The organism is Paraburkholderia sp. D1E (assembly GCF_052682275.1).
In genome coordinates this window covers 9,051,881-9,064,731 of record NZ_JBQYMB010000001.1, presented here as the reverse complement: position 1 = coordinate 9,064,731, position 12,851 = coordinate 9,051,881, and the positions used below count along the sequence as shown (strand labels likewise).

Annotated in this window: 11 protein-coding genes; 7 read left to right on the top strand and 4 right to left on the bottom strand. The window is 62.6% G+C overall.

Annotation, left to right across the window (positions count from 1 at the left end):
• The first annotated feature begins 568 nt into the window (after positions 1–568).
• The 7 genes from ACUN0E_RS40735 (at position 569) to ACUN0E_RS40705 (ending at position 8,204) form a co-directional block, all read left to right on the top strand.
• On the top strand, positions 569–1,093 hold the full coding sequence (locus tag ACUN0E_RS40735; RefSeq protein WP_445570134.1) for a (2Fe-2S)-binding protein: 525 nt from the start codon (positions 569–571) through the stop codon (positions 1,091–1,093).
• A 10-nt stretch (positions 1,094–1,103) separates the two neighbouring features.
• Positions 1,104–3,485 carry a xanthine dehydrogenase family protein molybdopterin-binding subunit gene (locus tag ACUN0E_RS40730; RefSeq protein ID WP_445570133.1) on the top strand — a complete coding sequence of 794 codons (2,382 nt, stop codon included), beginning with the start codon at positions 1,104–1,106 and terminating at the stop codon, positions 3,483–3,485.
• A 22-nt stretch (positions 3,486–3,507) separates the two neighbouring features.
• Positions 3,508–4,305, top strand: a complete 798-nt coding sequence (locus ACUN0E_RS40725) for an FAD binding domain-containing protein (protein WP_408264139.1) — start codon at positions 3,508–3,510, stop codon at positions 4,303–4,305.
• 170 nt (positions 4,306–4,475) lie between these two features.
• A complete protein-coding gene (locus tag ACUN0E_RS40720; protein ID WP_408236787.1) occupies positions 4,476–5,363 on the top strand; it encodes an AAA family ATPase in 888 nt (295 codons plus the stop codon).
• 5 nt (positions 5,364–5,368) lie between these two features.
• Positions 5,369–6,622 carry a vWA domain-containing protein gene (locus ACUN0E_RS40715; protein WP_445570132.1) on the top strand — a complete coding sequence of 418 codons (1,254 nt, stop codon included), beginning with the start codon at positions 5,369–5,371 and terminating at the stop codon, positions 6,620–6,622.
• Positions 6,613–7,209, top strand: coding sequence for a CoxG family protein (locus tag ACUN0E_RS40710; protein ID WP_408394357.1), 597 nt, complete (start codon positions 6,613–6,615; stop codon positions 7,207–7,209). The genes ACUN0E_RS40715 and ACUN0E_RS40710 overlap by 10 nt, the downstream gene beginning before the upstream one ends.
• Positions 7,182–8,204: an XdhC family protein gene (locus ACUN0E_RS40705; protein WP_408236796.1), complete on the top strand. Its 1,023-nt coding sequence runs from the start codon at positions 7,182–7,184 to the stop codon at positions 8,202–8,204. Before ACUN0E_RS40710 ends, ACUN0E_RS40705 begins: the two co-directional genes overlap by 28 nt.
• Positions 8,205–8,351: 147 nt before the next feature.
• On the opposite strand, the gene ACUN0E_RS40700 is transcribed toward ACUN0E_RS40705, so the two are convergent.
• From ACUN0E_RS40700 to ACUN0E_RS40685, 4 genes are all read right to left on the bottom strand, one after another.
• On the bottom strand, positions 8,352–9,602 hold the full coding sequence (locus ACUN0E_RS40700; RefSeq protein ID WP_408265345.1) for an IS256 family transposase: 1,251 nt from the start codon (positions 9,600–9,602) through the stop codon (positions 8,352–8,354).
• 148 nt (positions 9,603–9,750) lie between these two features.
• Positions 9,751–11,142 (bottom strand): amino acid permease, encoded by a 1,392-nt coding sequence (locus ACUN0E_RS40695; RefSeq protein WP_408240408.1) that lies wholly within the window; start codon positions 11,140–11,142, stop codon positions 9,751–9,753.
• Positions 11,143–11,286: 144 nt separating this feature from the next.
• Positions 11,287–11,943, bottom strand: a complete 657-nt coding sequence (gene rqpR / locus ACUN0E_RS40690) for a response regulator transcription factor RqpR (protein WP_325044702.1) — start codon at positions 11,941–11,943, stop codon at positions 11,287–11,289.
• A 10-nt stretch (positions 11,944–11,953) separates the two neighbouring features.
• Positions 11,954–12,790 carry a sensor histidine kinase gene (locus ACUN0E_RS40685; protein ID WP_445570131.1) on the bottom strand — a complete coding sequence of 279 codons (837 nt, stop codon included), beginning with the start codon at positions 12,788–12,790 and terminating at the stop codon, positions 11,954–11,956.
• Positions 12,791–12,851 lie beyond the last annotated feature (61 nt).

Sequence of the window (12,851 nt, the reverse complement as noted above, 5' to 3'; positions counted from 1 at the left end):
CCGATGGGCTGCGCCACGCCCAAACGAAGCCTCTGGTTTTCCAGGCAACTCCGTCCGCGCCGAGGCGAAGCCGATGGCTCCCACCGCGCCTCAACGAAGCCCCAGGTTTCCCTGGCGACCCCATCCGCGACGCACGCAGTGCGGAGTGGGAGCTGATGAGTGCGTTGTCACTACGGTTGAAGGTGCGAGGGCACGGATTCCAGTTGTACCACTGCCCCTTCCAGACCAGGGAACCCGCTTAAGAATTAGCGGTGTGAGCCACTTTCTTTTGCCTGGCCCGCACAGGGGCGACACTAATAAACCAATAAGAATTCAAGGAAAGGCCAACGCCGCAGGCAACCAGACCAGGCAAAGACCAACGCCACAGGCAACCAAACACCAAGCGCCGCGCAGGCAACCCCCCCGAAGGGCACACAACCCAATAGCGCGACCAAGCAATTTGTGCTTTACTTTTCGGCAGACCCATAAAAATCCGCAAAACCGCAGCACCCTCATCGGACCCCACGAATAGGCAGCTGAAGGCAGGAAAAAACAAAGGTCCGGTCTCACCCCATAAGGAGACAACTTCATGGCGATCAGCATCAGTCTGACGGTGAACGGCGCGCCCATCAGCGCCTCAATCGACCCTGGCACCCTGCTTGTCCAGTTCCTTCGCGATCAACTTCGCCTAACGGGAACGCACATCGGCTGCGATACCGCTCAGTGCGGCGCGTGCACGGTCCATCTGAACGGCCGCGCAATCAAATCCTGCAACATTCTCGCGGTCCAGGCCGAAGGCGCGCACATCACCACCATCGAAGGGCTTGCCAAAGACGGCGCCCTGCATCCTATGCAAGCGGCCTTCAAACACTGCCACGGTCTGCAGTGCGGTTTCTGTACACCCGGTATGGTGATGAGCGCGATTTCGCTCGTCGAGCGCCAGCCCAATCTCACCGGTGACGACGTGCGCGCCCAGCTCGACGGCAATCTGTGCCGCTGTACGGGATATCACAACATCGTCAAAGCAGTGCTAGAAGGCGCCGAAGGCATGAAGTCTTCCGGCACGGCCCAGGCCAACGCCAACGCGCCGGCCACCGCCCAAGCCACCGCCTGAGGAGACGACGATGAACGCACCCGACACCCACCTTATCGGCGCCTCCGTCGAACGTAAGGAAGACTATCGGTTCCTCACCGGCAACGGTCAGTACACCGACGACATCGTCCTGCCGCAGCAAACCTACGCGGTATTCCTGCGCTCACCGCACGCACACGCAAAAATCAACAGCATCGACACCACCGCCGCCAAACAATCGCCCGGCGTCGTCGCGATCTTCACCGGTGCGGACATGGCCGCTGACAACGTCGGCGGACTGCCGTGCGGCTGGCTGATCCACAGCACCGACGGCAAGCCGATGAACGAGCCGCCGCATCCAATCATCGCGCACACGAAGGTGCGCCACGTCGGCGATCAGGTCGCGCTCGTCATCGCCGACTCGATCAAGGCCGCGAAAGACGCCGCCGAACTGATCGAAGTCGATTACGACGTACTACCGGCCGTGGTCGACACCGCGCACGCGGCCGATCCGGGGCAAGCCTCGGTTCACGACGAAGTGCCGGACAACGTCTGCTACAACTGGGGCCACGGCGACAAAGCCGCGACCGACGCCGCCTTCGCCAAAGCCGCGCACGTCACCACGCTCGACATCGTCAACAACCGCCTGATCCCGAACGCGATCGAACCGCGCGCGGTCAACGCAAGCTACTCAGTGCAGGACGACAGCTATACGGTCTACGTCGCGAATCAGAATCCGCACGTGGAACGCCTGTTGATGGCAGCCTTCGTGCTGTCGCTGCCGGAATCGAAGTTGCGCGTGATCGCGCCGGACGTCGGCGGCGGCTTCGGGTCGAAGATTTTCCTGTATGCCGAAGATGTCGCGCTGACGTGGGCATCGAAGAAGATTCGCCGTCCGATCAAATGGACCGCCGAGCGCTCGGAAGCCTTCGTGTCAGACGCGCACGGCCGCGATCACGTGACCAAGGCCGAACTGGCGATGGACGCCGACGGCAAGTTCCTCGCGATGCGCATTCATACGATCGCCAACATGGGCGCGTATCTGTCGACCTTCGCCTCGAGCGTGCCAACCATCCTGTACGCGACGCTGCTCGCCGGCCAGTACGCAACGCCCGCCATTTACGCGGAGGTGAAAGCGGTCTTCACCAACACCGTCCCGGTCGATGCCTACCGCGGCGCAGGCCGTCCGGAAGCGACGTACGTGGTCGAGCGTCTGGTCGAAACCGCCGCGCGCGAGATGAAACTCGATCCAGCGGAAATCCGGCGGCGCAACTTCATCCGCACGTTTCCGTATGCCACGCCGGTCGGTCTCACCTACGATACCGGCGACTACGAAGCCACGCTCAGCCGTGCGCTCGAACTCGCTGACGTGAAAGGCTTCGCCGCGCGCAAGCAGGAATCCGAAAAGAACGGCAAGCTGCGCGGCCTCGGCTACTCGTGCTACATCGAAGCCTGCGGTTTGGCGCCGTCGAACATCGCCGGCGCATTGGGCGCACGCGCCGGGCTCTTCGAAGTCGGCCAGATTCGCGTGCATCCGACAGGTTCGGTCACCGTGTTCACCGGCTCCCACAGTCACGGCCAGGGGCATGAGACAACCTTTGCGCAAGTGGTCGCGGACCGGCTCGGCATTGCGCTGGAAAGCGTGGAGATCGTTCACGGCGACACCGGTCGCATTCCGTTCGGCATGGGCACATACGGCTCGCGCTCGATCGCGGTCGGCGGCTCGGCGATCATGAAGGCGCTCGACAAGATTGAAACCAAGGCAAAGAAAATCGCCGCACATCTGCTGGAAGCCGCGGCCGAAGACATCGAGTTCAAGGACGGCGTGTTTCGCGTCGCGGGCACCGATCGCACCAAAGCATTCGCCGACATATCGCTCGCCGCCTACGTGCCGCACAACTATCCGCTCGACGTGCTCGAACCGGGCCTCGAAGAAAGCGCGTTCTACGATCCGACCAACTTCACGTATCCGGCGGGCTCGTACATCTGCGAAATCGAGGTCGATCCGGAAACGGGCGTCTGCCGCATCCAGCAGTTCACCGCGGTCGACGATTTCGGCAACGTGATCAATCCAATGATTGTCGAAGGCCAGGTGCATGGCGGGCTCGCACAGGGCATCGGGCAGGCGATGCTGGAGCGCTGCGTGTACGACAACGAAAGCGGCCAGTTGCTGTCCGGTTCCTATATGGACTATGCGATGCCGCATGCGTCCGATCTGCCGAACTTCACCGTCGAAACCGCGAAGGGCACGCCGTGCACGCATAATCCGCTCGGCGTGAAAGGCTGTGGCGAGGCGGGCGCGATCGGTTCGCCACCGGCAGTCATCAATGCAATCCTCGACGCGCTCGCGCCGCTCGGCGTGACCGACCTGCAGATGCCGGCGACACCGCATCGCGTATGGTCTGCAATCCATGCTGCCACGCAACCCCACTAAGATCCTGAGCGGAGCATTCGACATGTATTCATTCGAGTATCAACGCGCGACGGATCCGAAAGCGGCCGCCGCAGCCATCGCCGCCGACAGTGACGCAAAGTTCATTGCCGGCGGACAAAGCCTATTGCCCACCATGCGTCTGCGGCTCGCGCAGCCGTCGCAACTGATCGACGTGACGCGGATTCCTGCGCTTAAATCGATCACCGTCGACGCCGGCAAGGTGACGATTGGCGCAGCCGTATGCCATGTGGACGTCGCGGATCATGCGGAGCTGCGACGGGTGCTGCCGGCGCTCGCGGATCTGGCCGGGCACATCGGCGATCGCCAGGTGCGCGCACTCGGCACCATCGGCGGTTCGCTCGCGAACAACGATCCGGCCGCCTGCTATCCGGCTGCTGCGATGGCTCTCGACGCGACCATCGTCACCGATCGGCGACGGATTTCGTCGAGCGATTTCTTCGTCGGCATGTATGAGACCGCGCTGTCGCCCGACGAGCTGATCGTGGCCGTCGAGTTTCCAGTGCCCGAACGCGCGGCCTACGAGAAATTCCGCAACCCGGCTTCGCATTTTGCGCTGGTCGGCGTGTTCGTCGCGAAGTTCGCGAGCGGCGTGCGTGTTGCGGTGACAGGAGCGGCATCTGCCGTATTTCGCGTGCCGGAACTGGAAAGCGCGCTGACGGCGAATTTCACGCCCGAGGCCGCGCGAGCGGTAACCGTCTCCGACGCCGACCTGAACACCGACATGCACGCGAGCGCCGAATATCGCGCACATCTGATCCCGGTGCTAGCCGGGCGAGCGGTGACGAAGGCAAACGGTTAGCGATCCTAGCAGTTTGCGGCTGACGTGCCTCGGCGGAGCGCGTCAGCCGTATTCGATCACGCACACGGTGTGGCGCGACGTTCGCTCTCATCAGCTCCGTTCCGCCGACGGTATGAGTGACACGGCCGAGCGCGCCGTTTTCCTCTTCACCATGCAGAGTCAGGAACACCATGCAGCCTGCTTCAATCGACGACACACTCGCGCAGCTCGCCACCCAAAGCTACTTCGCCAGCCGCGAACTCGCGACCGCGTTGTATCTCGCACTGCGCATGGAGCGGCCGTTGTTCGTCGAGGGCGAGCCGGGCGTCGGCAAGACCGAACTCGCCAAAGCCGCGGCGGGCATGCTCGGCACCTCGATGCTGCGGCTGCAATGCTACGAAGGACTCGACACCGCCAGCGCGCTCTACGAATGGGACTACCCGCGCCAGATCATGGCGCTGCGTCTGGCCGAGGCCGCCGGCGAGCGGCCCGGCAACGACACGCTGTATCGCAGCGAATTCCTGCTGAAGCGTCCGCTACTGCAAGCGCTGATGCCCGACGAAAATCATCCGGGTGTGCGGCGCGTGCTGTTGATCGACGAAATCGATCGCGCCGACGAACCGTTCGAAGCTTTCCTGCTGGAGCTGCTTTCGGACTTCCAGGTTTCGATTCCCGAGTACGGCACGGTGCGCGCGGCGCAGCCGCCGCTCGTCGTGATGACGTCGAACCGGACGCGCGAAGTACACGACGCATTGAAACGCCGTTGCCTGTATCAATGGATCGGCTATCCCGACCGCGATCGTGAACTGGAGATCGTCGCCGCGCGGGCGCCGCAGACGTCGGCGGAATTGCAACGGCGCGCGGTTGATTTCGTGCATCGGCTGCGTGGCATGGATCTGTTCAAGGCGCCCGGCATCGCCGAAACGATCGACTGGTGCCGCGCTTTGGAAGCGCTGTCGGTGACGGAACTCGATCCGCAATCGGTGCACAACACGCTGGGTGTGCTGCTCAAGTATCAGGACGATCTCGCGCGCGTCGATGCCGTGCAGATCGCGCAATGTCTTGCGACACCGGGATAGCGGCGATGACAGCCTCCGTCGACACGTCGGCCGCGCCGATCATTACGCCCACATTGGCTCGCAACGTCGTGCACTTTGTGCGCGTGCTGCGCGGCGCCGGCTTGCCGATGTCACCGGCGCAAGCCGTCGACGCGCTCGCCGCGCTGCACTGGATCGATCTCGGCCGGCGTAACGATGTACGCGCGGCGCTCGCTACGCTATTGGTCTCCGCGCCGGACGAACGCGAGCTCTTCAACGCCGCCTTCGATCTGTTCTGGCGCGACCCGGATTGGGAAGGCAAGCTGCGCGCGCTACTGCTGCCGAAGGTCCGCGATGGACTGCCGCCACCCAAACGCAACAACCGTCTCGCCGACGCGCTTGCCGTGCGGACGCCCCCCACGCCGCACAACAAAGCGGCTCAGGAAACCGACCAGCACGAACTGCATGCGCACGTCACCTTCAGCGCGGAAGAGCGGCTGCGTCATCGCGATTTCGAAACGCTTTCCGCTGATGAATGGCGCACGTTGCGGCATCTGATCCGCGGCCAGCGTTTGCCGCTCGCCACGGAACCGACGCGCCGCCTGAAGGCTGCCTCACATGGCACGCATGCAGACTTGCGCGCGAGCGCGCGGCAAGCGGTGCGGGCGGGCGGCGACTGGACGGTGTGGAAATTTCGCGCGGCGGTGGAGCGCAAACCGCCGCTGGTATTGCTGCTCGACATATCAGGCTCGATGAGCAGTTATTCACGCGCGGTGCTGTACTTCTGCCACGCGCTTCTGCAATCGCGTGAGCGACTGCAGGTATTCCTGTTCGGCACACGCCTGACCAACGCGACGCGTGCGCTGCGCGAGCGCGATCCCGACGTGGCGATCGCGGCGCTCACCGATCAGGTGGTTGACTGGTCAGGCGGCACACGGATCGGCGCAGCGCTTGCCGAATTCAACCGACGCTGGGCACGCCGCGTGCTGACCGGCAGGGCCACAGTGTTGCTCGTCACCGACGGCCTCGATCACGAAGCGATCGACGTACTCGACACTGAGATGGCTCGCCTGCGCCGCTTCGCACACCGTATCGTGTGGCTCAATCCGTTGCTGCGCTTCAGCGGTTTTTCACCGAAAGCGCGCGGCGTGCAGGCGATCCTGCCGTATGTCGACGCGCATCGCCCGGTTCATAATCTGGACAGTCTGACAGCGTTCGGCCGCGATCTCGCGCAACTCACGCGCGCGCCTTGTCGCACCGTATCCGCCACGACAACCGCAGGAGGAACGCCATGGAACTGAGTGAAACCCATACGCTGCCGGTTTCGCAGCAGCGTGCGTGGGATGCGCTGAACGATACTGAAATCCTGCGCGCGTGCATTCCCGGCTGCGAGAGCATCGACCCGGATGGCGAAAACGCGTACGCAGTGGTGCTGAGCGCATCGGTCGGTCCGGTGAAGGCACGCTTCAAAGGGCGTATGCTGCTGACCGACATCGAGGCGCCGAACACGTACACCATCGTTTTCGAAGGCCAGGGCGGCGCGGCAGGCTTCGGCAAGGGCAATACACACGTCACGCTCGAACCCGAAGGCGACGCCGCGACGAAGCTCACATACACGGCAACTGCACAGGTCGGCGGCAAGCTCGCGCAGATCGGTTCGCGGCTGGTGGACGGCGCAGCGCGTAAAATCGCGGGCGAATTTTTCAAGCGCTTCGGCGCGCAGGTCGGCGGCGCCACTGACGGCGCAACGGCCCCGGATAACGGGGGCACTGCAGCCGCCGGAACGGCGGCGCAAAATACAGAATCGAATGATGCCGCGGACACGGAGTCTGGCGGTGACGGAACGAAAAGGAAGAAATCATGGACAGCGTGGATCTCGAAGTCCTGAAGTCCAGCGCACGTTGGCTGGAAGAGGGACATCGCGCGCTACTGGTGACGGTGGTGAAGACGTGGGGCTCGTCGCCGCGTCCCGAGGGCGCAATGCTCGCGGTGCGTGACGATGGACTCGTGGTGGGCTCGGTATCGGGTGGCTGCATCGAGGACGATCTGATTGACCGGGTGCGGCAAAAGGGTATCGAACAGACACGCCCGGAGGCGGTGAAGTACGGCATCACGGCGGAAGAAGCGCATCGCTTCGGCCTGCCGTGCGGCGGCACGATTCAGTTGGTGCTGGAGCCTTTGACGCCGCAAAGCGGCATTGCCGATCTGTGCAATGCGGTGGAGGATGGCCGTCTGGTGGCACGCGAGCTTGACATGGTGACGGGCACGGTACGGCTCGATGCGGCGCTGGCAACGGACGGCGTGCATTTCGACGGTGAGCGTCTGCTGACGATTCACGGCCCGCGTTACCGGATGCTGGTGATCGGCGCGGGGCAGTTGTCGCGCTATCTGTGCAACATCGCCGTCGGGCTCGATTATCAGGTCACCGTGTGCGATCCGCGCGAGGAGTACACCGAAGAGTGGAACATTCCCGGCACGAAGATCGTGCGGACGATGCCGGACGATACGGTGATCGAAATGAAGCTCGACGAACGGTGCGCGGTGATTGCGCTAACGCACGATCCGAAGCTCGACGATCTCGCGCTGATGGAGGCGTTAAAGACGCCGGCGTTTTATGTTGGCGCTTTGGGCTCCAGAAGGAATAATCAGGCCCGGCGTGAGCGCTTGAAGGAGTTCGATCTGAACGATACCGAGTTGGCCCGGCTGCATGGGCCGGTTGGAATTTATATTGGCAGCCGGACGCCGCCGGAGATCGCTGTTTCCATTCTTGCCGAGGTGACGGCGGCCAAGAATGGTGTTTCTTTGCCGACTTTGCTTCAGGTTGAGGGGGCTAAGGCCGCGCGGGAGATTGCGGCTTTGGGGGGCTCTGCTTGTAGTGTTTAGTTGGGGTTTTTGCCTGTGCGGCGCTTGGTGTTTGGTTGCCTGCGGCGTTGGTCTTTGCCGTTGCTTTTCTTTGCAGCAGGCAAAGAAAAGTAGGTGCCTGCCCCGCACAGGGAGGGTGTCCGGAATTTTGTGTAAACGGGTATTGATTTAACCCGGTAACAGGCGGTCTTCGAACTGGATAGTGAAGCGGTTCAGGGCTGCCTTCCAGTCCCGGATCGGCATCGACCACTTCTTGCTGATGTTGTTAAGTGCCAGGTAAAACAGCTTGGTCACGGCCTCGTCGGTCGGGAACGAACTGCGGGTTTTGATCACCTTGCGCAGGCTCATGTTGATCGATTCGATGGCATTGGTGGTGTAGATCACCTTCCGGATCTCCGGCGGATAGTCGAAGAACGGAATGACGCGTGCCCAGTTGCGCCGCCAGCTCTGCCCGATGGACGGATAGTCCTTGTCCCACGTGGCTTCGAAGGCACTCAGCTTCTGCTCGGCCAGCTCGACCGTCGATGAAGTGTAGATCGTCTTCAGGTCGGCGGCGACCTCGCGCTGCACCTTCCAGGACACGAAGTTCAGACTGTTGCGCACCATATGCACGATGCACAGTTGAACTGCTGCCTTCGGATAGACTGCTTCGATGGCTTCGGGGAAGCCCTTGAGCCCATCGACACAGGCAATAAAAATGTCCTGCACGCCGCGCGTTTTCAGCTCGGTCACCACCTGCAGCCAGAACTTCGCGCCCTCGGTCTGGGCGATCCACAGCCCCAGGACTTCCTTGTGGCCGTCCATGTTCACGCCGATGGCGAGATAGACCGCCTTGGTCCGTACAGCACCGCTGTCGCGCACCTTGACGTGGATGCAGTCGAGATAAACGATGGGGTAAAGCGCGTCGAGCGGGCGGGCTTGCCAGGCCTTCACATCCTCGCTCACCGCGTCTGTTACGGCCGAGATGAGCGTGGGCGACACCTCGGTACCGTACATTTCTTCCAGATGCCCCTGAATCTCCCGCACGCTCAGGCCGCGGGCATATAGCGAGATGATCTTGTCGTCAAAGCCCGACCAGCGCGTCTGATGACGACTCACCAGCTTCGGCTCGAACGCACCCTGACGGTCACGCGGGATATCGAGCGGCAACTCGCCAAACTCCCCCTGCAACGTCTTGGCGCTATGGCCGTTGCGGGTGTTGCCCGTGGCATTGGTGACCGCTTCGCTCTTGCCGTGGCCCAGGTGTTCGGACATCTCCGTCTCTAGCGCCCGTTCAACCAGCATCTTCGTGAGCTGCTTGAGCAGGCCGTTCTCGCCAATCAGGTCCTCTGGTTTCTGGTAGTTCGCCAGCAGGCTGTCGGCCAGCTTGACGAGCTCAGGGTCGGGTTTCACGCGTTTGTTGCGTTTCGCTACGGTCATCGTCGCTCCTGATTACTGGCAGTCTCCTGCCAAATGACCGTTTACACAAAACTAATTACACCCTCCGCACAGGGGCGACGCTAATAAACCAATAAGAAATCAAGGAAAGGCCAAAAACCCTGATCAAGAAAAACCCAAACCTAAATCTTCACTTCGCCAGCTTGGAATGCCGCCGCGAATACCCAAAATAAATAACCATCCCAATAAGCAACCAGACCACAAACGCCACCCAGGTCACAGCCTTAAGATTGATCATCAAAAACAGACAGGACGCGACAGCCAATACCGGCACCACCGGCACACCAGGACACCGAAACGCCCGCGGCAGATCAGGATGCGTCTTCCGCAAAACAAGAACCGCAATCGACACCATCGAAAACGCAGCCAATGTGCCGATATTGATCAGTTCAGCCAGCACATTCAACGGCACCAGCGCGCCAATCAACCCGAAGAAAATCCCCACCAACCACGTCGTAAAGAACGGCGTAGCAAACTTCGGATGCACACGAGAAAGCCGGGCAGGCAACAAGCCATCCCGTGACATCGCGAAAATCACGCGCGTCTGGCCATAAGCCATCACCAGAATCACCGTCAGCATGCCCAGCACGGCGCCGAGGTCGATAAAGCCCGCAACCCACTTTTGACCGGCTACCTGCAACGCGTAGGACACCGGGTGCGAGATATTCGCGAACTGCGCCGACGGCACGATACCGGTGACCACGGCGGCCACAGCAACGTACAGCACCGCACACACGCCCAGCGACGCAATGATCCCAATCGGCAGATCGCGCTTCGGATCCTTCACTTCTTCCGCAGCGGACGACACCGAATCGAAACCAATGAACGCAAAGAACATCACCGCCGCCGCGCCAAATACGCCGTTCCAGCCGTTCGGCATGAACGGATGCCAGTTCGCCGGCGTCACGTGGAAAACGCCCACGCCGATCACCAGCAGCACCACGGTCACCTTGATCGCCACCATGACGTTGTTGATTCGCGCGGATTCACGCACGCCGAGCGACAACAGTGCTGTGATCGCCATCATCACAAGGAAGGCGGGCAGGTTGAACCATGTCTCGTGTCCCGGCAAGGCGCCTGGCGCGGCCGTGAGCACAACGGGCAGGCTCACGCCGAAACCCGACAGCAGCGATTGCAGATAGCCCGACCAGCCGACCGACACCGCTGACGTTGCCAGCCCATATTCGAGCATCAAGTCCCAGCCGATGATCCACGCGGCCAGTTCGCCAAGCGTTGCGTACGAATACGTGTAGATGGATCCCGCGACCGGAATCGTCGATGCGAACTCGGCATAGGCGAGCGCAGCGAATCCGCAGGCAATCGCCGCGATCAGGAAGGAGACCATCAGCGCAGGGCCGGCCTGAACGGCGCCCGTGCCGGTCAGCACGAAAATGCCGGTGCCGATAATGGCGCCGACACCGAGGAAAGTCAGATCGAGCGCGCCGAGCGCTTTCTTCAGGCCGGCGTTCTGAGCGCTCGCGGCGATCATATGCTCAACGCTCTTCTTGCGAAACAGGGACATTGGCGGTGGGTCTCCAGTTGTGCACGCATCTTGCGCGCCGAATGTCGGGGAAACCCGCGATTTTAACGGATGCGTGCCTCTGCACTATTTTGGGAAGGTGTTACAGACAATCGCCCGCTATTCAGCGATCGCAGGAAGAGAATCTCAGCCGGCCATCGCCGGATTCAGATCGACGAGGCGGTTGCTCATCACATAGAAGGTCAGCTCGGCGTTATTGCGCAGCTTCATTTTCTCGAGCAGTCGCGTGCGGTACACGCTGACCGTTTTCACCGATAAGGATAGCGTCATGGCGATATCCGTCAGCCGCTTGCCGGACGCGAGCATGCATAGCGTCTGGTATTCGCGGTCCGAGAGCTTTTCGTGCGGCAATTGTTCGCCGTCGAAGGAGACATAGTCCGCCAGCGCTTCGGCCATGGCCGGGCTGACGTATTTGCGGCCCGCCGCGACCTGCTGGATCGCACCGATCATCTGCGCGGCGTCGACCGTCTTCGACAGGTAGCCGGCGGCGCCGGCCTTCAGCGCGCGCACGGCGTACTGGTCCTCGCGGTACATCGAGAACATCAGCACGGCCACGCGCGGCGCTTTGCGCTTCAGGCGCTTGAGCACTTCGACGCCATTCATGTCAGGCAGCGAAATGTCGAGCAGCACCACGTCGTAGCTGTGTTGGGCGACGGCCTCGAGCGCCTCGGCGCCGCTTTGCGCCTCGGTGACTTCGCGCGCCACGCCGCGATCGAGCAGCAACTGACGGACGCCTTGGCGAACCACCGCGTGGTCGTCGGTGAGCAGGATGCGCAGACTCATGATGGCGTGTTCACGATTGCAGCGCGCGCCGCTCGGCGCCCGGCGCGCTCGCCAGCATTGCGTCCCATGCGAAGCGTGCACACACGAGCGTGCCGCGCGGTGCGTTGCCACTGCCGCCGCCCTGTGAGGCGATCCGCCGGGCGCTGACCCGCAGTGTGCCGTCGAAGGCGGCGCAGCGCGCCTGCATGCCACTCAGGCCGAAGTGGCCACGACGGTTGCGGGCGTTGCGCGTCACGCCGATGCCGTCGTCGCTGATGATCAGCGTCAGGTGACGGCGGCCGGTTTCGATCCGCACGTCGGCGGATTCGGCGCGCGCGTGCTTGGCAATATTGTTCAGTGCTTCCTGGGCGACCCGGAACACGGCCAGCGCCGCGTCGGTGGGCAGGCGCGTGAGCCGCATATCGGCGGCGCAGATGAAACTTGTACGCAGGTTCGTGCGTGCGGCGAAGTCGCCGGTCCATTGCGCCAGCGCCCCGACAATGCCCGCCTCGAGCGATGGCGCATGCAGTTCCGCGACGGCCTGGCGGCTGGCGGCGCACACGGCGTCGAGCGAACGATTCGCAACGGCGAGCGCGGCGGCACACTGCCGCGGCGCATCGGCGGGTAGCCAGGTTTCGACGCCGGCAAGGGCGAAGCGCGTCGCGGTCAGCTCGGCGCCCACGCCGTCGTGCAACTCGCGCGCCACATGGCGGCACGCCGCTTCCTGCGCCTGAACGAGCTCGGCAGAGAGTTCGCGCACGCGGGCGCGCAGCTGTGCGAGTTCGCGCTCTGCGGCGGATTGCGGTGCGGCGTGTGCAAGCGAAAGCGGAATGTGGGTGCTAAACGGGACGACAGTCGACGTATCCATGACTTTCCCTCTCAGGAAGCAGTGTGGACGGCGAAGCGGATGCGCATCGGCGGCGCGAAGA

Bases quoted from the DNA above. Each gene is read 5' to 3' on its own strand.
- ACUN0E_RS40735 (WP_445570134.1), top strand. From the start codon at position 569: ATGGCGATCAGCATCAGTCTGACGGTGAACGGCGCGCCCATCAGCGCC.
- ACUN0E_RS40730 (WP_445570133.1), top strand. From the start codon at position 1,104: ATGAACGCACCCGACACCCACCTTATCGGCGCCTCCGTCGAACGTAAG.
- ACUN0E_RS40725 (WP_408264139.1), top strand. From the start codon at position 3,508: ATGTATTCATTCGAGTATCAACGCGCGACGGATCCGAAAGCGGCCGCC.
- ACUN0E_RS40720 (WP_408236787.1), top strand. From the start codon at position 4,476: ATGCAGCCTGCTTCAATCGACGACACACTCGCGCAGCTCGCCACCCAA.
- ACUN0E_RS40715 (WP_445570132.1), top strand. From the start codon at position 5,369: ATGACAGCCTCCGTCGACACGTCGGCCGCGCCGATCATTACGCCCACA.
- ACUN0E_RS40710 (WP_408394357.1), top strand. From the start codon at position 6,613: ATGGAACTGAGTGAAACCCATACGCTGCCGGTTTCGCAGCAGCGTGCG.
- ACUN0E_RS40705 (WP_408236796.1), top strand. From the start codon at position 7,182: ATGGACAGCGTGGATCTCGAAGTCCTGAAGTCCAGCGCACGTTGGCTG.
- ACUN0E_RS40700 (WP_408265345.1), bottom strand. From the start codon at position 9,602: ATGACCGTAGCGAAACGCAACAAACGCGTGAAACCCGACCCTGAGCTC.
- ACUN0E_RS40695 (WP_408240408.1), bottom strand. From the start codon at position 11,142: ATGTCCCTGTTTCGCAAGAAGAGCGTTGAGCATATGATCGCCGCGAGC.
- rqpR (WP_325044702.1), bottom strand. From the start codon at position 11,943: ATGAGTCTGCGCATCCTGCTCACCGACGACCACGCGGTGGTTCGCCAA.
- ACUN0E_RS40685 (WP_445570131.1), bottom strand. From the start codon at position 12,790: ATGGATACGTCGACTGTCGTCCCGTTTAGCACCCACATTCCGCTTTCG.